This window comes from Nostoc sp. CHAB 5836 (genome assembly GCF_020829445.1).
In the GTDB taxonomy this organism is placed as follows: domain Bacteria; phylum Cyanobacteriota; class Cyanobacteriia; order Cyanobacteriales; family Nostocaceae; genus Nostoc.
Genome location: NZ_JAIVFV010000011.1, coordinates 52,568 through 74,030, shown reverse-complemented (window position 1 = coordinate 74,030; position 21,463 = coordinate 52,568). Strand labels below are relative to the sequence as shown.

Here is a 21,463-nt window from a genome sequence, read left to right as displayed (position 1 = left end):
TAGGACTTACGCAACTGGCATATTATTTGGAGTTTGTAGTGAACGCGAGTGCGTCTCGTTGGCGTGGTCACTGAGTTTACGGTGAGCATCTCGACTTTGCTCGTTGGCGTAGCCTAAGAAGAGATGGAACCGCAGTCGAAGTGCGTAGTCGTTGGCGCAGCCTAAGAAGAGAAGACTTTAGTCTTCTTTCATCAGGGCTGTTCGCGGAGCGTTCCCGTAGGGTAGCCCTTACTACAAACTAAAACTTACGCGGTGTGCAACTTTCTCTCAAACCTAACCCCCAGCCCCTTCCCTACAAGGGAAGGGGAGCAAGACTTAAAGCAATACTGCGTAGGTTTTGGAATTTCTTGGTTGAGGCAAGCTGTTCAATAGCCGGGGGAGAAATGGAGGCTGGCGTTGAGTTTTGCTTCCCCTGCCCTCCCGTGCTTATCCGAGCAGTATTGAGACTTAAAGCCCAATACCCTTGGGATAAGACTAAAACCCTTGTCCAGTGGACAGTGTAGAGACGTTGCATTGCAACGTCTCTACAGGCCTATGGTTCTCCAGAAAATCCTTAACCCAAGCGTATTGAGGGCTGAAGCCCTTACTACAAACTAAAACTTGCGTAAGTCCTATCATGGAAGCATTCACCCACCGCCTAGTTGCCGCACTTTTTGATAATGACGCAAAGGCTTTAAGTGATGGAAATGTCGCGCTTTGCAAGATATTGGTACATCTGCCAACGTGCATCTACCTCAGCTTGCGCTTGTTCTAATAACTCCTTGGCAACATCGGGTTTGCTCTTGGTGAGCATTTTGAAGCGATTTTCTTGATACATCGAATGTTCTACCGATTGCTTAGGCGATCGCATATCCAATTGCAAGGGATTTTTACCCTGTTTGAGCAACTCTGGATTATGCCGATAGAGCAACCACCGACCTGATTCTACCAGAGTTTTCTGATGATTCATCCCTGTGGTCATGTTAATGCCGTGGGCGATGCAATGGCTGTAAGCAATAATCAGTGATGGCCCGTCATAAGCTTCTGCTTCCAAAAATGTTTTTAGGGTATGTTCATCTCTAGCACCAAGGGCTACACTCGCTACGTAGACATTTCCGTAGGTCATGGCAATCATCCCTAAGTCTTTTTTTGGTGCTGGCTTGCCACTGGCGGCATATTTAGCAACTGCTGCTCGTGGTGTAGCTTTGGAAGATTGACCGCCTGTATTAGAATACACTTCTGTATCCATCACTAAGATGTTGACATTTCGACCACTAGCAATTACATGATCGATACCACCAAAGTCGATGTCATAAGCCCAACCGTCACCACCAACAATCCAGACGCTTTTTTTCACTAAGTAGTCTGCAAGGGATTTGAGATTTTGGATTTTGGATTTGAGATTCGGATCGAAAGTTACGATTTCATCTAACTTCTGCTGCAACAGTTGTATCCTTTCGCGCTGTTCCCAAATGTCAGCCTCAGATTTTTGTTCAGCCTTCAGGATGGACTGGGCAAGGTTTTCATCAATTTCACTCCCCAATTGTTGCAACAATTGGGCCGCAAACTCAGCTTGTTTATCTAAGGAGAGACGGAAGCCAAAACCGAATTCGGCGTTATCTTCAAATAAATTATTAGACCACGCCGGGCCGCGTCCTTGAGCGTTGGTTGTCCAAGGAGTGGTGGGGAGATTACCACCATAAATTGAGGAGCAACCTGTAGCATTGGCGATGACGGCGCGATCGCCAAACAATTGTGTTAATAATTTTAAATATGGTGTTTCACCACAACCTGCACAAGCACCAGAGAATTCAAATAAAGGTTCTTGCAGTTGTTGTTGGCGAATCTGGTTTAATTTTAGCGATCGCCTGTCAGGATTAGGTAAGCTCAAGAAGAAATCCCAGTTTTTTCGCTCTTGCTGTTGTAAGGGTAATTGCTGTGCCATATTAATTGCTTTTAGCAATGGCTCAGATTTATTTTTAGCAGGGCAAATATCTACACAAATGGCGCATCCTGTGCAGTCTTCTGGTGCTACCTGAATGGTAAATTTTTGATTGGCAAAGTCTTTATCTTTTGCAGCAGTTGACTTGAACGTTGCTGGTGCATTGACTAATTCATTAGATTCATAAGCCTTAGCGCGGATGGCACTGTGGGGACAAACCATGACGCACTTACCACATTGTACGCAGACATCCGGCTCCCATACAGGTATCTCTTGGGCAACGTTACGCTTTTCCCACTTAGCAGTACCGACGGGAAAGGTGCCATCAACTGGTAGTTTGCTAACAGGTAAGTCATCACCTTCCCAGATCATGATTTTGCCCAGAACTTCTCGCACAAATTCGGGAGCGGAGGTGAGTGGGGAGTTAGGAGTTAGGAGTGAGGAGTTAGGAGTTGGGAGTTGGGGGTTGGGGGTTGGGAGTGTTTGTGGTATATCTACTTTATGCAAGTTGTCTAGGGTGTTGTCTACAGCTTGCAGGTTCATGCGGACAACTTCTGCGCCTTTTTTACCGTAGGTTTTATCAATTGCTTGTTTGATTTTAGCGATAGCTTCTTCCTGTGGTAAGACACCGGCTAAGGCAAAGAAGCATACCTGCATAATAGTGTTAATACGTCCACCCATCCCACTTTCATGGGCAACCTGGCTAGCATTGATGATATATAATTTCAAATGCTTTTCGATAATTTGCTGCTGCACCTTGAGGGGCAAATTTTCCCAGACAGTATCTGCATCATAAGGACTGTTAAGCAGCAAAATTGCCCCAGGAATAGCAGCTTTCAAAATATCTATGCGTTCTAAAAATCCCCAATGATGGCAACCAATAAAGTTAGCTTGGTCAATTAGGTAGGTGGAGCGAATTGGTTCTTTCCCGAAGCGGAGGTGAGAGACGGTCATCGAACCAGATTTCTTGGAGTCATAGACAAAGTAGCCTTGAGCGTAATTGTCGGTTTCTTCGCCAATAATCTTGATAGAGTTTTTATTAGCCCCAACTGTACCATCAGCACCCAATCCATAGAACATTGCCCTGACAACATCATCTGGTTCTGTGGAGAAGTTGGGGTCAAAACTTAAAGAAGTGTGAGTAACGTCGTCATTAATTCCAATAGTAAAGTGATTTTTTGGTTTAGTTTCAGCAAGATGATCAAAAATGCCCTTCACCATCGCCGGAGTGAATTCTTTGGAAGAAAGACCGTAACGGCCACCGATGATTTTGGGGGATGAGGGAGATGAGGGGGATGAGGGGGATGAGGGGGATGAGGGGGATGAGGGGGATGAGGGAGATGAGGGGGATGAGGGAGATGAGGGGGATGAGGGAGATGTTGCTCCCACTACTCCCTCATCCCCCCCTACTCCCCACGCTTCATGAATTGCAGCAACAACATCTAAATACAAAGGCTCACCAGCGCTACCTGCTTCTTTGGTGCGGTCAAGAACAGCGATCGCTTTTACAGTCGTTGGCAATACTGCAACAAATCTTTGGACATCAAAGGGGCGGTAAAGTCGGACTTTCACTACACCAAGTTTTTCACCACGGGCGTTGAGATAATCTACTGTTTCATGGACGGTTTCACAGCCTGAACCCATAAGAACGATCACGCGATCGGCATCCTTGGCACCGTAATATTCATAAATTTTGTAATGCCTTCCTGTGCGTTCTCCAAATTGATCCATGATGCGCTGGACAATTTCGGGACAGGCGTTGTAATAAAGGTTAGCGCCTTCACGTCCTTGGAAGTAAACATCGGGGTTTTGGGCAGTACCCCGCAATACTGGACGATCTGGGGTGAGGGCGCGGCTGCGATGGGCGAGTATTAGATGATCGTGGATGAGCGATCGCAAATCGTCATCTGAGAGTAGTTTGACTTTCTGCACTTCATGGGAGGTGCGGAAGCCGTCAAAGAAGTGCATAAAGGAGACTCGCGTCTCTAAAGTAGCAGCATGAGCGATGAGAGCAAAATCTTGACTTTCCTGCACCGAAGCGGAACACAGCAGCGCGAAACCAGTAGCACGAGCTGCCATGACATCGCTATGATCACCAAAAATTGATAGAGCGTGGGTAGCCAACGAGCGGGCTGCAACGTGAACCACCGCGCTAGTCAACTCTCCAGCAATTTTGTAGAGGTTGGGTATCATTAACAACAATCCCTGAGATGCAGTGAAGGTGGTACTTAGGGAACCTGTTTGTAATGCCCCATGCACAGCACCGGCGGCTCCCCCTTCGCTCTGCATCTGCACGACGCTGGGAACGGTACCCCAGAGGTTAGGACGACCTTCTGCTGACCAAGCATCTGCCCATTCACCCATCGCTGAAGAGGGGGTGATAGGATAAATGGCAATCACTTCATTTAATTTGTAAGCAACGTGGGCAACAGCCTCATTTCCGTCGATAGTTGCAAAGGTTTTATTCATAATATAATTTTTGTCCCCGCCTTTAAACTGCATTATCAGAACACGTAAATAGAAGAATGAAAAAATAGCCAATAGACATCTCCAGAAATTAATTATGCGTTGCCTGAAACCCTTGTAGAGACGTAGCAGTGCTACGTCTCTACATTCATTTTCGGAGATGTCTAATTTAATGTGAAACGGGCGGTTAGAAACCGCGTCTACACAAACAAAACCCACCTCCGTGGGTTTGAAAACCTTGATTTGACCTTAGTCCGCACAGGTGGACGGAGAGCCTGTGTAGCCGCGATTTCCAATGGCCAAGTACTTTTGCACATTTGGGATGCTCCCGCATATTTGAGTATCTCATCCCAAATACCGCATCTATTAATATGTATTAATCATGTACTCAATCGCCAAAATATTGATTAGATATAGCTTTTAGTTAATTTATTCTTTTTTGTGGGGTATAGGTTCGGGAATCTAGCCTTGAACGGATCGCGCCAGCCCCAAAGCAATGCGGTTCGGTTAAGGCAAGAGACGGCGATTTACCCTTGTCTTTGTGATCTAGACTTGATGTTTCAGTCTTCCCTGATCTGAAAATTTACCATTTCATAAATATCACTGAATGAAATTTGGAAGTTTAGGGAAACCATTGTTAACAATGATTCTGGAGATTCATATTCAGTTAATACCCATTTACCATCTGAGTTTTTTGCAAATTGCTCAATGTAAAATTTATATTGGTCAATCAGGATATATTCTTTAAATTCTGGAATGGAACGATAACAACGAAACTTATCTGATTGGTCATAACTTCTGGTTGATTTTGATAAAACCTCAATAATTATTAGGGGATTTGTAATAGTGGTAGCGCTGCCAGTCTCATACACTGGTTCTCCCGCGATCGCCATAATATCTGGATATGTATATCTTCTGTAGGCTGGTATCCACAACCGCACATCACTAGTAAATAAATTATAATTTTGCCCTCTTAAAGCAAATTTTAAATGAGCAACTAAATTAACGATGATATGGTTATGATTAGTTGTACCACCTGCCATTGGCACTATTTCTCCATCTAAGTATTCGCTTTTGTATTCAGCTGGTTCTTCTAGTGCTAAATACTCTTCACGGGTGTAGTAGCGTTTTTCTGTCTGTGTTTGCATAAAAGCCTCCATAAATATTCCCTGATTTAACAGTAGACATCTGGTGAAATTAAATATGCGTTACCCAGAAACCTTGTAGAGACGTAGCAGTGCTACGTCAAAACAATTCTTTTTCACCAGATGTCTAGTGAACAGTGAATAGTTTTCAGTAAACAGTTACCTATTTATCCCGCAAGTTTTTGCCTACGCCGTAGAGTTGTCAGGCGTTGGTGGCGTTTCTTTATCCCCCACCATAGGCCAATACAGTTGGGTTAAACATTTCCTCCATCTCTCTTCTATCTTCTCTCTGTGTTCTCTGCGCCTCTGTGGTTCGTAAAAAAAAGAGTTTCAGCCCTTTTGTGAACCGTATTGCACCATAGGCCTGATAACTGATAACTGTTTTAAGCAATACTCCCGCGCTTTCTGGCTTCTTTGTAGGAAGTTCCCACATTTTTTAAACCAGCTTTAATCATTTGTTGTTCGAGAAGGGCAAAAAAACGCGCCCTATCACCACCTTTTACCACTGCTTGATTATGGGCTTCGGCGATCGCTACAGGATAGCCATATCCTTTTTGCACTTGTGCTAACATTAGTCCCAATGCTTGGTTTAGCATGGTTGCATTATCTGCTACCCATGCTGGAACTTCGATGCGGGCAATTTCAGTGCCAACGTGAACGTAGCAAAAGTAAATGGTTTGATCTCCATAGAGTTGGAGAATGGGGGAGTTACTGCGCCATAGCGTACTGCGTTGTCCTGGTTTGAGTCGGGTAGCCCAAACAGAAGTATCTCGCAACTGTTCAAAAATTTTACAAGGTACTTTTTCTAACTGATTTGGGCAATGACTTTTACAGTCTGGCACTGGATGGGGACAAGCCAATAACCGTAAAAAGTTCATTGTTTCGATGCTGCGAGAGGCGCTAAGATAGCCCATCAAGGGAACTTGAGCATCACGCATCTGCTGCCAAGCTTCGAGGATGGGGGGTAAAATGCGATCGCGTGCATCCATTGGTAATTGTTCTAAAAACCAGTAAATTAACGAACCATCTACCATCGCTAGAGTAGGTATTTTTTCGGATGAGGGAGATGAAGAAGAACAAGCAAGTTCTGCCAACACCGTCGTTTCGGAAGCAGTGCGGCGGAAACTCATCCATTCCTCGGTTCTAATTCCCCATTGCCGAGACATATATAAATCTTCTGGGCGATAAAATACTTCTGGTAAACTATCGAGTAGCGGATGGCGATTTTGTCCGTAGTGCAAGACGACTCTACCAATATTTAGAAGATAACAGTAAGCAATTTCATGATGGTTGGGAGCAATTTGCGAACCATCGGTAGCGATAACAGTATGAATTTTTGGGGGAACTGGGATATCGATGCAGGTTTCTAGCGGCTCAATTGGAGTAGCATTAGCGAAGAGAATGCGATCGCGCCATTTTTCCTGGCGATCGATTAAATCTTGTTGAGACTCGTAAGCATTTTGGAGATGTTGCTGCGCCAATTCTAAACGCTGGCGACTAGCAGTCGCTTCTAAGGTAAGATGCTGACTTAAACCCTGCATTTGTCGCGCTAGTTTTCTCAGGTCAAGCATAGGATTTTATACTTTATATTAAGTTAAAATGGTGAATATTAATGTTGGAATCTCACACAAAGAGGCGAATAAAACCTGTGCTTCTCTGTGTGGGTGTCAGATTATCCTCCTTGTTCAATACCACCTTGAGAAATCTTTGGCAAACTGAGATAGTGATAACAAATGAATTCCCGGATCTTTTTGGGCAACTTCCCGTTCGACTTGGGTATTATAGCCCCAGTCTGCAAGGAACAGTTTCACATCTTCAAAGTCTCCTTGCTGTTGGACTGATTTCAATGTCTTGAGTCTGTCTTCTACAAACCAGAGAGTAACTGGCTTTTGATCTGCTGCTTGAATTAATTCTCGCAGAATTTCAAATTTGGGACGCTTGACTTCTTTCCCAAAAATCGCTCCTGCTGGTAAATTCACTCCTTCTTGTTGCAACAACTGCTGTACAAAACGCCCTTCTTTCGTTGTCACAATATATAGATTAACTCCCCTGTCAAGAGTTAATTTGATTTTTTCTATTACACCCCGATAAAATCTATGCAGACTTAGCCACTCGTCTAAATCAGTGGTAATCCATTCATCTCGTTGGTTATCTAGTTTCGCACTAATTTCATTTGCTTGTAGGTGATCATTTAACAAAAGTTGTGGGGCGATGCTTACCCATTCATGAAGAATTTTCTCATCAGGAATTCCATCTACCAACGCTTTGATTAAAACGGGCATTTCCCAACCTGTTTCAATCACAGGTCGCAGACGATAGAATCTCAAAGCCAAATCATCTGGTACTGTGTCGTTGGCGCACGACCAAATTTCACAGTAGGTGCGCCATGCTACCTCAAAATATTCAATTAGTCCGTCGCAAATCACTCCATCAAAGTCTAGGGCTAAAATCGTGGGATTAGTTGTGGTCATTGTTTTGAGGATTAAAACTGCTGTTTCAGCTTACTCGACAAATTAAAATCATGCAGTAATATTTGCTAGCATTTGAGAATTTCTAGCTTGCTCAAAAAGTATGATGCAACTGTATGCTACGTACTACAGTTGTTTTTATCTTAGAAGTTGTTTGAAAAGTTATTGGCTGTGATTTTAGGCACTTTTAGATCCCCCCCTAACCCCCCGATAAATTGGGGGAAGAATCAAGAGCTACAGTATATACACAAGTCTCTTCACCTGCAATGCCATTGTTTCGACTGACAATGCTATTGTTTCGACCGACAATGCCATTGTTTTGACTGACAATGCCATTGTTTCGACTAACAATGCCATTGTTTCGACCGACAATGCCATTGTTTTGACTGACAATGGCATTGTTTCGACCGACAATGCCATTGTTTTGACTAACAATGCCATGTGTGTACACTATAGCCTTTTACGAGAGAAATAAAAGTGCATTGCATCCACAGAGGCGTAGCGGCTTTCCGCAGGGTACGAGAACCGCTATCTACTCAATACTGCGCAGGTTTTGGCAAAAAAATAAAAAATGTGTAGGTTGGGTTTCGTTCCTCAACCCAACCTAAGAGCCTATTTATATAGCGGTTCTCCCTTGAGTGCAGTACAGTTTTGACCTCTCTCCAAACCTCTCTCCTAAGAGGAGAGAGGCTTTGAATCTTACTCCCCAACGCTAGAAGGGAAGGGGCTGTTCTTGTTAGGTCTGTATTCCATGCAATTGAGAACCGCTATAAAGTAAATATTAAGTAGGGTGTGTTACGGCTGTGTAGGAATTTGAGGGTTTGAGAAAGTCTAATTTAGCCGCAGGGCACCATATCTCCAGGTGCCGTACTCTCAGCTTTAACGCACCCGACAATTTAAGGTTTATTTTATAAATGCTCTCTAAGAACTGGGTTTGTTGGGTAACGCATTGGCTCAACCCAACAATTTAAGGTTTATTTTATAAATGCTCTCTAAGAACTGGGTTTGTTGGGTAACGCATTGGCTCAACCCAACCTACAAATGTTAAAAACCTAAGTAGAGCGACGCAAATAAAGCTAACTGGCTAAAGCTGTCATTTGTCATTTGTCCTTCATCATTTATAAGGGTTTAAGCTGTATTTACGTTTCGTAATATAGCTTGATTTATTCTTGCTGACTTACTTACGCAATATTGACACCCTACTTAGATTTTTTCAGAAATCAAATATTAGGATTATGCTTTCACTTTAAGTCGTTTTGCAGTAAAAATGCCGTATTTAGGACTAAATAGTAATGCCAACAGAAACAATCCCGATACGACTAAAACGATCGCAGGGCCTGAAGGCAAGTTATAAAAATAACTGAGATACATACCGCTAATACTAGAGAATACGCCAATCACCGCACCCAAAATCATCACTTGGTTGAGACGTTTAACTAATAAATAGGCGGTGGCTCCTGGTGTAATTAAAAGTGAAAGTACTAAAATTACACCAACAGCTTTCATGCTGGCGACAATTGTTAAAGCTATTAGCACCATCAGTCCAAAATTCAGACGATTGACGGGCAAACCTGCGGCTTGAGCGCCTAAAGGATCAAAGGTGTAAAATAAAAGTTCTTTGTATAATAAAACAACAACGATTAAAACAATAGTGGCAATCATCGCAGTATCCCGCACCTCATCAAGAGTAACACCGAGAATATTGCCAAAAAGGAAATGATTTAAGTCGATTTTGTTATCTTTTTGAATAACAGTAATTAGAGTGATTCCAAGGGCAAAGAATGCCGAAAAAACTATGCCCATTGCCGCATCTTCTTTAATTGGCGATCGCACTCTAATCCAAGCGATCGCCATTGTACTCAAAACACCGGCAATAAATGCCCCAATATATATATTTGCTCCCACCATAAAAGCGATCGCCAGTCCGGGTAAAACTGAGTGACTGATAGCATCACCCAGCAATGCTAGTCGCTGCACCATCAAGTAGCTGCCAACAACTGCACACAACATCCCAACTAAAATGGCAATCACGAGCGATCGCTGCATAAAGCCATACTGCAACGGCTCAATTAATGCTTGTAACATATTTTGTCATTTGTCATTTGTCATTGGTCATTTGTCATTGGTCATTGGTCATTGGTCATTGGTCATTGGTCATTGGTCATTTGTCATTTGTTATTGGTCATTGGTCATTTGTCATTGGTCATACCTAATGAGATTTCATGCAGCGTCTGAAAAGTACACCACTTTCCCACCATAAGCAAGACGCAGATTCTCTTCTGTGAGTACTTGTTGCCGTGAACCTGTGGCGATTAATTCACGATTTAGTAATATTAAGTCATCGAAATGGGCGATTGATTCCCCTAAGTCGTGGTTGACTACTAGCACAATTTTGTTGTCGGCGGCGAGTTCGTGAAAGACTTCAAAAATCACTGACTGGGTTTTTTGATCAATACCTACTAGAGGTTCATCAAAGCAGAAAATCTCTGCTTGCTGTGTTAAAGCACGGGCTAAAAAGACTCGCTGTTGTTGTCCTCCTGATAATTGTCCAATGGGGCGATCGCAATATTCGCTCATCCCAACTCTTTCTATAGCGTTTTTTGCTACTTGGCGGCTAACTGTCGAGAAGCTGCGCAACCAACCTGTTTTCTTTACCCGTCCCATCATTACTACATCCCAAACTGTGGCGGGGTAAGTCCAGTCAATTTGGCTACGTTGTGGTACATAAGCAACTTTGTCTAGTTGTTGCATCAAGGGTTTTTCTTGGCATAACACCTTACCACTACTGATGGGAACTAAGCCTAACATTGCTTTCATCAAGGTACTTTTGCCAGCACCGTTGGGGCCAAATATACCTGTCAGTTTTCCCGGTTTGACAATGCAGTTAACGTCCCTTAAGGCTTCTTGTGTCCGATAATATACCCCTACATGGGCAATGCTAATTGCTGCTGTGGAACTCATATCAAATTTGATCGCTTTTGCAGGTAATTCCGGTATTTTTGTCTGGCATAGACGAAATTCGCCAGGAAAAGAGACGTTTTTCATAATTAGGTTTAAATATTTATTTCTTGAGCTTACTATAAAAATGAGAGAAATATGAAAAAATCTATAATTAGATGTAATATCCAAGATAAATGAAACTAATACTAGAGATAGAGGGCAGTAATCCTTACGACAAAGCAATAATCAGCAGGATGAAGAGAAAAATTTTTTTCCGGCTTTGTTTGACAATGCTTATGCCTTTGGCTTTATTCAGTTGTACCCAGAAAGACTCTAACCCTAACATTACCAAGGGAGATCAGCCGCGAGTGGTTGCAACTAGCACTATCATTGCTGATTTGGCACAAAATGTTGCAGGAGACGAAATTCAACTACGTGGAATCCTCAAACCGGGTACTGATCCCCATGTTTACGAACCAGTACCAGCAGACAGCAAGGTTTTGGAAGAAGCAGACTTGATTTTGTATAACGGCTATAACTTGGAACCGGGACTGATTAAATTAATGAATGCTTCTGGTGGTAAGGCGCGGAAAATACCAGTGGGGGAAACTGTGAAATCTTTGCAGTTAGATAAAGGTAAACAAGAAGTAGTACCCGATCCGCACGTTTGGGGTAGTGCAGAAAATGCGATCGCGATGACGAATGCGATTCGGGATGCTTTGATTGATTTATCACCTGAAGATAGAGACCAATTTACTCAAAAGGCATCGCAACTAAATAATGAATTAAAACAGTTGCATAGTTGGATTAATCAACAGATTCAAACTATCCCCGAAAATAAGCGCAAACTGGTGACAACCCATGATGCCTTCCAGTATTATGGACGTGCTTATGGCATTGCGATCGCAGGTACTTTAATTGGCATTAGTACCGAAGAACAACCAAGCGCTCAAACAGTCCAGAGATTGGTTGAGTCTATTAAAAAAATTGGCGTTCCCGCAATTTTTTCGGAAACTACAATTAACCCAGCTTTAATTAAAACTGTTGCTGAAGAAGCAGGGGTTGAGTTAGCACGAAATCAACTCTATTCTGATTCAATTGGTGCAAAGGGAAGTAATGGCGATTCCTATATCAAGATGATGGAAGCGAATACCCGCAGCATTGTACAAGCATTGGGAGGAAAATATACCCCATTTCAACTAAAGAAGTAAATTCATATAATTAATATCCAGGGCTATTTCATTCTCATCTAGCCCGCCCCAGAATGAATTCACCTCTCTTATAGCGAAAGTCGTCTCAAGACGACTAAGAAAAGTTATAGTCCGTTTTAACGGACTTTAGCTATGAGCCCGGAACTTCAGTTCCGGGTGGTTTATGTCTAGAATGAAATAGCCCTGATTAGTATCTAACCTCAGACGTATTTCACCAAAATAACTAAAGGTTTAGTTTTCCTGTTCCCTTTCATTCAAATCTATCCACAAAGTCTCTCCAGAGAAAGAACTCTTTGTATCTTCGATTTTCTACAGTGTTATTGGTAAAGCTACATTGTTGAATCCCTAAAAAAACCATGACTGATAAAAATCAAGAAAATAAAATTAATCAACCAGTAAGTGAAGAACCAAACGTTAAAGAAAGAAACTTAACAGCGAATCCAGGAGATAGAATTGCTGATGAGTCTCAATCTGTTGAAGAAAAGGCTAAACAGGTAGCTGTGGATGATGTACCAGACATTACAGGCGACAAAATCACAGTCCCAACTTACTTCGTTGTAGATGAACCTAATGGCGAAAAGAAAGCACTCCACCACGTTAAAGATGCTGAAGAGATTTCTGACGTAATTCGCCAAGCACGAGTTGACGAAAATGGAAATCGGGTTTGGTGGTAGTCTTTCATTAGACAGTCAAATTAAATATGCGTTATCCAGAACCCTTGTAGAGACGTAGCCCGCTACGTCTCTACATTCATTTTCACTCCCATGTCTAGGAAGGAACTGACAAAAAATAAATTATTCAAAATTATACATTTGTAGGGGCGCAAGGCCTTGCGCTCCTACAATAGATGAGGTATTTTTTAATTGTAAGTCCCTAAATATGCGACCAAACCAGGGTTGTGAGCAGCGCCTAAAACCGATATTTTGCATAATACATATTAAAGTTAGTTTATACATACAATGTCTAAGTTCTAATTTTTACAAATCAAATGAGATTACTACATAACTGGCGTTACTAAAGTTGCATTATGCTTTTCTCGAATTCAAAAACCAAGTCAAAAAAGCGCCAAAAAAATAAAATAGGCGCAGTTTTTTGGAATAATAGTAACATTGTGCTGCTCAGTGGATATCTAATCACTCTACCGATTTGTACATTGATAACTATATCTTTATTATTACCCTTATTCACTGCTAGCTTATTCGCTTCCATTGGAACCTCGCACCACTCTACATCGATTCCTTGGATAGATAATGCATCTGAATGTGAACATACTGGCAGAAACTGGCGCGATCGCAAGTGTTGGGATAATGAACACGATCCCATGTTCTGAATGAAGATTGCACAAAGAGAGTATGCAAACAATCAGCAATTCTAACCTTTCAAAGTCCCCCTTAAAAAGGGGGATTTAGGGGGATCTAGAACGTTTTGCTACCAAGAAGAGAACTTTTCAAACATCGTGTAAGTACAGATGCAGCATAAAATCGTGGCGAATTGAGAGTTGAAATTTAAACGCAAAGGGGCGCAAAGGGAAGCGCAAAGGAACGCAAAGAGAATTCGCTACGAATTTATGAAATATTGTACTAAGTAAATCGGCAACAATAAACCAAACTATATTACAAAACGTAAATACACCTTAAACCCTTATAAATGACAAATGACAAATGACAAATGACAGCCTTAACTAGTTAGCTTTATTTGCGTCGCTCTACTTAACACTCTGGGAATTAAATCAAAATGGATATGTAGCCTGTTGTTTGTCCAACCTTGAATCAACCTAACTTCGTGCGAAATCTACAAGAGACTCATTTAAATCGTGCCCGCGCCAGTCTCAGACAAGCGCTGTCTTGGTATGGATATCTTCGCAAATCAGGACAGTTATCATCTAACCCAGAATTGGTAGGTTTGGTGAAACCAGAATTGGAAGCTTTGAACGCCACACTCAATAAACTGGATTCTAACGTGATCAGAATTGCCGCCTTTGGTTTGGTGAGTCGGGGAAAGTCAGCAGTTTTAAACGCCTTGCTGGGAGAGAAGATTTTGCAAACCGGGCCCCTAAATGGTGTCACTCAATGGCCCCGTTCCGTGCGGTGGCAGCCCGGTGGTAAAGTACTAGTAGAGTTAATTGATACCCCCGGATTAGATGAAATTGAGGGTGAGTCACGGGCGGACATGGCAAGAGAAGTGGTACATCAGGCGGATTTGATTCTATTTGTCGTGTCTGGTGATATCACGCGCACTGAGTATCAAGCACTGCTGAAATTAAGGCAAGCACAAAAACCTCTAATTTTAGTATTTAACAAAATAGATTTATACCCAGATACCGACCAGGGAGCGATTTACCAAAACTTGCAACAACTCGGTGCGGGGAATCCCCAAGCAAAGCCTCTACTACCTGATGAAATTGTCATGGTGGCGGCGGAACCAGCACCAATGGAAGTCCGGGTTGAGTGGCCTGATGGGCGTGTCAGTTATGAATGGGAGACAGCACCACCGCAAGTAGATGAACTCAAAGAGACAATTCTGAATATTCTGAATCGGGAAGGGCGATCGCTTCTGGCTTTAAATGCATTGATCCAAGCACGGGATGCAGAAGCCGCGATCGCTCAAAAAACTATCGACTTACGCGAACAAGAAGCCGAAAATATCATTTGGCAATTTACCAAATACAAAGCTTTGGCAGTCATGCTCAATCCCATCGCTTTTTTAGATATCCTTGGGGGAACCGTTGCCGATTTAGCTTTAATTCGCGCCCTAGCTAGATTGTATGGTTTGCCGATGACTAGCTATGAAGCTGGGAAAATTTTAAAAACGATTTTATTTAGTTCTGGTGGTTTACTGCTGGGAGAATTAGGTAGTAGTTTGCTTTTGGGTTTGGGTAAAAGTACGGCAGCACTAACCAGTGGTGACAATCCCAGCAATATTACTGCCTTTGCTGGCAGTGCGATCGCTCAAGGTGCGATCGCAGGTTATGGCGCATACTCCGTTGGTAAAGCTGCCCAAGTATATCTTGAAAAAGGCTGCACCTGGGGACAGTTGGGCGCTAGCAGCGTCATTCAAGAAATTCTTTCTCAAGTTGACCAAAACACAATTCTGTATCGTCTGCGACAAGAATTAGGGATAAAATATTGAGAATAAATAAGAATTATTTTCTCTTTGTTGCCGTTTATAAGTGTTGTAAATATTCAATGATTTTATGCTCAGATATTCCCAAAAATGGTAAATTATTCCTAACTGTTTATCAACTTCTATCAAGTTCCTCTGACAATTGACTGACATTCCCAATTTGGGATCCAAGATTGAGAACATGACCATCTCTACTTGTTAGCACAACTAGGAGAATTCCTTTCTTCTCTTTCTTTGCGTTCTTCTCTAACGAGACGCTGCGCGAATGCGTTCTTCTCCCAGGGGGAGACGCTAACGCGAATGCGGTTCGTTAAAAAATTGACTTTGACAAAGAGTTTTAGCCTTAACTGAACTGTATTGGGTTATAGTCCGTTTAAACGGACTTTAGCTATGAGCCAGGAACTTCAGTTCCGGGTGGTTTATGTCTAGAATGAAATAGCCCTGGGTAATTCCCACTCAATGTTGCTCAAAACATGGCGGTATTTACCACTACCTCTTGTGGGAAGCCTATCTAAACTAGAAATGTGAGCTTTGTGAAGTCATTGAAAGCTCATAGTTAATATTTATTTCTGTAAACAAAGGTGAAAGTTATCATGACAACAAGCTTAAACTCATTAGAAACTGCTGGGGCAAATATTGAACAAGCCATTACTGAAGCCATTACTGAAGCACGGACAACTTGTGAGCCAGATGGCAATTCTGCTGATTGTGCCGTAGCCTGGGACATTGTGGAAGAATTACAAGCTGAGAAAGCTGATCAACAGCAAGCAAAATCAAAGAAAACCTCTTTGGAAAATTACTGCGATCGCCATCCCGACGCCGTAGAATGTCTAATCTACGACGTTTAACTCTTCCGTAAATCAGTTGTTGCTGATTGCGTTATTTGCTTAATTGCTTCTAAATCAGGTGGCAACGTTTCACTTTCGGTTCCCAACCATAAAAGATATTCGATATTCCCAGCAGGGCCAGTGATCGGCGACCAAGTTAAGCCTTTGTATTTCCATCCTAACTCGTGGGCTGTTTGTAAAACCTGGAAAATGGCATCAGCTTGGTCGTTCGGATCGCGCACAACGCCTTTTTTACCCACACGGGATCTACCGACTTCAAACTGTGGCTTGACTAACAACACAGTTTCTCGGTTAGCTTGAGTTAGTTGCCACAAAGCAGGTAGAATTTTCGTTAAAGAAATAAACGATACATCGACCACCGCCAAATCAGGAATCGGGTCATTTTCACCATATAATTCATCTGGTCGGAGTTGCCGTAAATTGGTGCGTTCCCGCAAAATCACCCGCGAATCATTTCGCAAGCGCCAGTCAACTTGTCCGTAACCAACATCAATACCGTAAACTTGTTTTGCACCAGCTTGCAAGAGACAATCAGTAAAACCACCAGTAGAAATTCCACCATCTAAACAAATGCGCTCTGGTACGGGAATGGCAAATACTGATAAAGCTTTGGAGAGTTTTTCACCGCCTCTAGAAACAAAAGGCGATCGCACTTTAATATTTATTTGAGCGGAAATATCAACTTCAGTACCAGCTTTATCAACTAACTGCTGATTAACAGTAACTTCCCCCGCCTGAATTAACCTCTGTGCTAAGGCGCGAGAAGAACATAAATTTAACTCTACTAGTAATGTGTCGAGTCGTTGTTTAGCCAATTAACTAGATTCTCCTGGTAAGATTAAAGCCAAAGCACGATTGATAATTTCTTCTCGGTTAACCAGCTTTTCTAATTCTTGGGCTTCATAACGACCTTCTTCTACTTCAAGCGTTGCTTCATCAATGGCATTTAAATAGGCTTCTGCTAAGGTTTCTAACAATTCTTCTGGCGCGAGATAATAGCCTCCAGCTTTACGCCGCTTATTTTCCCGATGAATTTCCCGAATCGAATTCCGAATTGAGACTTCCCAAGAGCGAGTCGTGCGATTTTCAGCTTGTTGTTTAATCAGATGCAACAGCAAAATTACTGCATAGCTACGAATCGTCTTGATTATGTCATTTCGGCTCATTTCTGTTAATTCTTCCACTATCAGCAATGCTTCTTGAACATCGCCTTTAACAAGCAAGTCTTTGAGAGTTAATAATTCTTCCATAATCAGCGCTTCAAACATCGTCAACTTCTATTGTGGCTGATAGCGGTTCGAGTTCATATAAGATAAGCTAATGCGTTGAATTTATGAGCGATCGCATTCCTTAGCGAGTCTCATTCAACTGTCCAGCTTACAATAAACGCTAGAGGAGTTTTTTTGCTAATCAGTGGTATAACACTACGGAAGATTTATTATGCCATTACCACAACCTCGTTACAGCAAAGAAGAATTTGCTCGTCGCGGTGATGAGATATATGACTCTCAAGTGCGCCCACAAGTCGAAGCAGATAATTATGGCAAAATTGTTGCAATCGATATTGAGACAGGTGGCTGGGAAATGGATACTGATGAAATCAATGCCTCGAAACGTCTTGAGACTCGCTACCCAGATGCACAAATCTGGTTTGTGCGTGTTGGCTCTCGTTATGTCCGTCGGTTCGGGGCTGGGCGCATCCACAAAACAAAATGATTATTGGAAGTGTGAATGCTGACTACGAGCCAATTATCGTTCTACGTATTTGTGGTGCTGACGCTAAAGTACATGAGCAAACCGCCATTGTTGATACAGGTTTTAACGGTTGGTTATCCTTACCGCCAGATTTCATTGCTGCATTAGAGCTACCCTGGAAAAGGCGAGGACGAGCAATTCTAGGAGATGGTAGTGAATGTGTGTTTGATGTGTATGAAGCTATTGTTGTCTGGGATGAGCAATTACTAACCATTCCGATTGATGAAGCTGAGTCAGATCCACTTGTCGGTATGTCACTGATGGAAGGTTACAGATTAACCGTAGAGGCAATGGAAGGCGGTGTTGTTAAACCTGAGAAATTATGAGCAAATAAGCGATTGGGAGCGATCGCAACTCAATGTATTATTACTCAGTACTGAGAACTTTCAAATCAGCTAAAGCTTGTTTAAACTTCTTAGCCTTTCTAAAGTCCATTCTTTCATCCCTATCCGCCATTTAGAGCGATCGCCATAAAAAACGATTATGCGGATCGAGTTTAGTTGCTTCTTCCCATATAACCTGAGTTCGACGTAAAAAAATGCCCGAAAACATTATAAATAAAGCTTTTCACTGAAAAACGTACTCGGACTTTGTTCTCAACAAATCTCCCATAATGAGAATAAACACTATATTCTCAATAAATTTTAGCTTAAAAATATTTGATTAATTATTGGACATACTGCTGTTCTAATAATTAAATAAAATTGAAACTAAATATTCTTGTCTAACTAGCTTTTTACACAAAAAATTATAGCTGGGTATCTTTGTGGTGCATAATTTATTTTTCTTTATAGTTGCTTGGGTGTCCAAATTATAATTTGAGATTTTCTCTCAACGTAGTTTACTTATATTACTAGTTTAATTGCGGAATATAGGATATAAATAAGTACTAAAACTTTTACTTATTTAACCCGCATTCTAGGACTCTCTTGCGGGGAAGAAAAATCTTGAGAAATGCAATCGCGTATTTTTCCATCTGGAAAGCGCGATCGCAGCCAAGCAGCAGGTAAGCTGCAAAGTTTTTGCCATTGAGATATGTAAGCACGTTGGCTAAAAACGTTATATTTATTATGTTCAATCTGGTCAAGAATACGACTGTAATGAATCAATGCCGCCCACACAGCGAAGCGAGCGTCACTGGCGAGAAAACTGATACCGTGCTCAGCTTTGCGATAAAATTCCCGTGCCCGTTCGATTTGGAAACGCATTAAATTTTGCCAGCGTTCGTCATTAACTCCATTAAGCAAATCTGATTCTGTATAATTAAATCGGTATAAATCTTCCAAAGGTAAATAAATTCGCCCACGTCGCGCATCTTCACCCACATCGCGCAAAATGTTCGTTAATTGATTGGCAATTCCTAATGCGACTGCTTCAGCCATTGGCACATAAACGGAATGGAAATGCTGCCCAGATGCAGTATTCTCCACTCCATCTACACCTATCACCATCGTTGACATTAAGCCAACAGTACCAGCAACGCGGTAACAATAAAGATATAACTCATCAAAAGAATTATACCGACTACAATACAAGTCCATCCGCTGTCCTGCAATCATATCGCGAAATGCCTGAATATCCATCGGGAAGTGTTCAAGAGTGTCAATCAAAGCAATATCAAATGTATCCTGACAATGCCCAGCAAAAATTAATTCAAGATTCTGTTCCCAAGCATCAAGAGTATCTGGCGTAGTCATCGTCGCTTCTGAACCATCAACCAATTCATCAGTACGGCGACACCACGCGTAAATTGCCCAAATTGCTCGACGTTTATCTGGAGGCATCAACATTGTCCCAAGATAGAATGTCTTTGCAAATTTTGCTGTCAACTGACGACATAAATTATAGGATTCTTCCACAGAGACAGAAGTTTTCATAACATTGGAGAAAATTAAGTAATCGCGACATTCAATCTTGATTAAAAATTAAGGGTTAACTTGTATTTTCGCACCTTAAATTCACAATATTAAATTATTTTGTTGCTTAACATTTTATAGACTGCTCAGTGACTAATTGGTTTCACAAAAAGGTACAAATTTTATAAATAAATCTACTATTTATTTCCAATTAATCAGATGATGTGACTTCTACTTAGTAGGTAAACATTAGAATAGCTTGGAATTAAGAGTAATTTTAGCTTTTCATGACTTTGGATTCCAAGCACCATGAAATCCAATTGGTAATATTTCTGGTAACGCAATACGACAAATCACTCCTGCGTTAAAATTATTAGCATCCAATATCCAAAATTCACTCTGTTCAATGTTGCTATTAAAAATAACTGTTAATATCCAAGCATCAGTTGGATTATTTAAATCTTGTGCATAAATTGGAGGGGTACCATAAACATTTTTTCCTAACGAGATTAGGCTATGTGTGTTTGTTTTATAATCAAAACGAGCTAACTCACCACCAATTATTTCTTTCTCAATATTTGCTTCTGATGATAGAACTGATAAATAAGTATAATCCCAATGTTGTCCTACTTGATTTGGATTTACAGTAGGAAAATCACAACAACGGTCGAAAAGACAATGTATTTCTATAACTTTACTTGTTTGAGGGTTGAGGCGCATGTTGTACAGTTCCCCTTTCGCGGGAGTGTGAGTATAGCCGGTCGCTGCTTCTCTTAAATATTGATTGACTTTGAAGTCTGAATAGCGTACAAAATCAAATACTACTGAACCGTCATAATCTAAATAGCCATTTCCAAAATGCCACTGAAACCAAGGTTCAGTAACGTCACGGCTAATTAAATTAAGATTATCGCGGTCTATAACCAAAATTTGTGTTCCTAATTCTGGCTTCCATAACAAATTTTCACTAAAACTTTTTAACTTCATTAACCACGGCAAAATATCCAAACGCACTGGAGAAATTAAAAATATTAGATATTTGCCAGCTAATACAAAATCATGAACGATGGGTGCGCCGCCTAATTTGATCGCTGATTTTTGTACTATCCTTCCAGTTGAATCGCTACAATAAATATTTAAGAAAGTATTTTTGCCATAACTCAAACCAAAATTATAAATTCTCTTACTTAAAGGGTCTTGCTTTGGATGAGCTGAATATGTAAGTTTAGGAGTTAATCCGTATAAATTATCAATACCAATTGTGTCAAGATTTTCTAAATTTAGTGCGTAAGGATGCCCTCCTTCCCAAAGAGCTAATAGCTTATCAGGTAGTAATAGAACTGAAGTATTTGCAACGTTTTTAACTGGTTTAAAAAAGCGATTCCAAATAGAACTTGAAGGCATTGTACCATAGCCAAGAAAAGATAGTTTCCCCGACCGCTCTTCTTCAAGATACTCAGCAGTTCTTACATAGCGATAAATACCATTAGCAGTTTCATTGCTTAAATCAATCTTTAGAATTGCACCATCTCCGTCAAACAAATGTCCGACTCGTTTTTCTCCTCTTTCTAGTCGTCCTGAACCATTACAGTAAAAACAACCTTGTAATCCAGAAGGGATATTTCCAGAAATAATTGATAAGGGAACTGGACCAAATTCAACACCTGGTCTTTCAATGGCTTTACTCCATGTTTTCTCAGACAATTTTGCATTCGTAGTCATAAATTTGA

At 41.4% G+C, this 21,463-nt stretch carries 19 protein-coding genes and 1 pseudogene; 9 read left to right on the top strand and 11 right to left on the bottom strand.

All coding sequences use genetic code 11. The annotated features are described in order from the left end of the window. Positions 1 to 673: 673 nt before the first annotated feature. Positions 674 to 4,390, bottom strand: coding sequence for a pyruvate:ferredoxin (flavodoxin) oxidoreductase (gene nifJ, locus LC605_RS04105; protein ID WP_229546298.1), 3,717 nt, complete (start codon positions 4,388 to 4,390; stop codon positions 674 to 676). A 171-nt stretch (positions 4,391 to 4,561) separates the two neighbouring features. Here nifJ and LC605_RS04100 point away from each other — a divergent pair, with 171 nt between their 5' ends. After that, complete coding sequence (locus LC605_RS04100) at positions 4,562 to 4,798, top strand: hypothetical protein (RefSeq protein WP_229546297.1); 237 nt, start codon at positions 4,562 to 4,564, stop codon at positions 4,796 to 4,798. Positions 4,799 to 4,947: 149 nt separating this feature from the next. Here the strand turns inward: LC605_RS04100 and LC605_RS04095 are convergent, their stop codons facing one another. The 5 genes from LC605_RS04095 to LC605_RS04075 form a co-directional block, all read right to left on the bottom strand. Further along, positions 4,948 to 5,535, bottom strand: coding sequence for a Uma2 family endonuclease (locus LC605_RS04095; protein WP_229546296.1), 588 nt, complete (start codon positions 5,533 to 5,535; stop codon positions 4,948 to 4,950). 380 nt (positions 5,536 to 5,915) lie between these two features. Beyond that, positions 5,916 to 7,103 (bottom strand): DNA double-strand break repair nuclease NurA, encoded by a 1,188-nt coding sequence (locus LC605_RS04090; protein ID WP_229546295.1) that lies wholly within the window; start codon positions 7,101 to 7,103, stop codon positions 5,916 to 5,918. A 114-nt stretch (positions 7,104 to 7,217) separates the two neighbouring features. Further along, positions 7,218 to 8,003 carry an HAD family hydrolase gene (locus LC605_RS04085; RefSeq protein ID WP_229546294.1) on the bottom strand — a complete coding sequence of 262 codons (786 nt, stop codon included), beginning with the start codon at positions 8,001 to 8,003 and terminating at the stop codon, positions 7,218 to 7,220. A 196-nt stretch (positions 8,004 to 8,199) separates the two neighbouring features. After that, positions 8,200 to 8,451, bottom strand: coding sequence for a hypothetical protein (locus LC605_RS04080; protein WP_229546293.1), 252 nt, complete (start codon positions 8,449 to 8,451; stop codon positions 8,200 to 8,202). Positions 8,452 to 9,233: 782 nt separating this feature from the next. Continuing rightward, positions 9,234 to 10,085 (bottom strand): metal ABC transporter permease, encoded by an 852-nt coding sequence (locus tag LC605_RS04075; protein ID WP_229546292.1) that lies wholly within the window; start codon positions 10,083 to 10,085, stop codon positions 9,234 to 9,236. Here LC605_RS04075 and LC605_RS04070 point away from each other — a divergent pair. Beyond that, positions 10,073 to 10,213 carry a hypothetical protein gene (locus tag LC605_RS04070; protein WP_229546291.1) on the top strand — a complete coding sequence of 47 codons (141 nt, stop codon included), beginning with the start codon at positions 10,073 to 10,075 and terminating at the stop codon, positions 10,211 to 10,213. The two genes, LC605_RS04075 and LC605_RS04070, sit on opposite strands and share 13 nt — an antisense overlap. A gap of 7 nt (positions 10,214 to 10,220) precedes the next feature. Here the strand turns inward: LC605_RS04070 and LC605_RS04065 are convergent, their stop codons facing one another. Beyond that, positions 10,221 to 10,961 (bottom strand): metal ABC transporter ATP-binding protein, encoded by a 741-nt coding sequence (locus LC605_RS04065; protein WP_229546301.1) that lies wholly within the window; start codon positions 10,959 to 10,961, stop codon positions 10,221 to 10,223. Between the two features lie 233 nt (positions 10,962 to 11,194). On the opposite strand from LC605_RS04065, the gene LC605_RS04060 reads away from it, so the two are divergent. The 5 genes from LC605_RS04060 to LC605_RS04040 all read left to right on the top strand — a co-directional run bounded on the left by LC605_RS04060 (position 11,195) and on the right by LC605_RS04040 (position 16,122). Beyond that, positions 11,195 to 12,151 carry a metal ABC transporter substrate-binding protein gene (locus LC605_RS04060; protein WP_229546290.1) on the top strand — a complete coding sequence of 319 codons (957 nt, stop codon included), beginning with the start codon at positions 11,195 to 11,197 and terminating at the stop codon, positions 12,149 to 12,151. 356 nt (positions 12,152 to 12,507) lie between these two features. After that, a complete protein-coding gene (locus LC605_RS04055) occupies positions 12,508 to 12,825 on the top strand; it encodes a hypothetical protein (RefSeq protein ID WP_229546289.1) in 318 nt (105 codons plus the stop codon). Between the two features lie 353 nt (positions 12,826 to 13,178). Further along, entirely contained in the window at positions 13,179 to 13,481 is a 303-nt protein-coding gene (locus LC605_RS04050; RefSeq protein ID WP_229546288.1) for a hypothetical protein, read from the top strand. A gap of 452 nt (positions 13,482 to 13,933) precedes the next feature. Continuing rightward, entirely contained in the window at positions 13,934 to 15,280 is a 1,347-nt protein-coding gene (locus tag LC605_RS04045; protein WP_229546300.1) for a GTP-binding protein, read from the top strand. 587 nt (positions 15,281 to 15,867) lie between these two features. Then, the gene (locus tag LC605_RS04040; RefSeq protein WP_229546287.1) at positions 15,868 to 16,122 is read left to right on the top strand and encodes a Calvin cycle protein CP12; all 255 of its coding nucleotides are present in this window, start codon (positions 15,868 to 15,870) and stop codon (positions 16,120 to 16,122) included. Here LC605_RS04040 and LC605_RS04035 read toward each other — a convergent pair. Both LC605_RS04035 and LC605_RS04030 read right to left on the bottom strand, forming a co-directional pair. Then, positions 16,119 to 16,937, bottom strand: coding sequence for a TlyA family RNA methyltransferase (locus LC605_RS04035; protein ID WP_229546286.1), 819 nt, complete (start codon positions 16,935 to 16,937; stop codon positions 16,119 to 16,121). The two genes, LC605_RS04040 and LC605_RS04035, sit on opposite strands and share 4 nt — an antisense overlap. Further along, positions 16,938 to 17,372, bottom strand: coding sequence for a DUF29 family protein (locus LC605_RS04030; protein ID WP_229546299.1), 435 nt, complete (start codon positions 17,370 to 17,372; stop codon positions 16,938 to 16,940). Positions 17,373 to 17,562: 190 nt separating this feature from the next. Here LC605_RS04030 and LC605_RS04025 point away from each other — a divergent pair, with 190 nt between their 5' ends. Both LC605_RS04025 and LC605_RS04020 read left to right on the top strand, forming a co-directional pair. Next, positions 17,563 to 17,838, top strand: coding sequence for a hypothetical protein (locus LC605_RS04025; RefSeq protein WP_229546285.1), 276 nt, complete (start codon positions 17,563 to 17,565; stop codon positions 17,836 to 17,838). Continuing rightward, positions 17,835 to 18,203: a clan AA aspartic protease gene (locus LC605_RS04020; RefSeq protein ID WP_229546284.1), complete on the top strand. Its 369-nt coding sequence runs from the start codon at positions 17,835 to 17,837 to the stop codon at positions 18,201 to 18,203. The genes LC605_RS04025 and LC605_RS04020 overlap by 4 nt, the downstream gene beginning before the upstream one ends. Before the next feature lie 657 nt (positions 18,204 to 18,860). Here LC605_RS04020 and LC605_RS04015 read toward each other — a convergent pair. Together LC605_RS04015 and LC605_RS04010 are read right to left on the bottom strand one after the other, a co-directional pair. After that, positions 18,861 to 19,754 (bottom strand): annotated as a pseudogene (locus tag LC605_RS04015) (phytoene synthase); the annotation flags it as partial. 264 nt (positions 19,755 to 20,018) lie between these two features. Then, positions 20,019 to 21,455, bottom strand: a complete 1,437-nt coding sequence (locus tag LC605_RS04010) for a carotenoid oxygenase family protein (protein ID WP_229546282.1) — start codon at positions 21,453 to 21,455, stop codon at positions 20,019 to 20,021. Positions 21,456 to 21,463 lie beyond the last annotated feature (8 nt).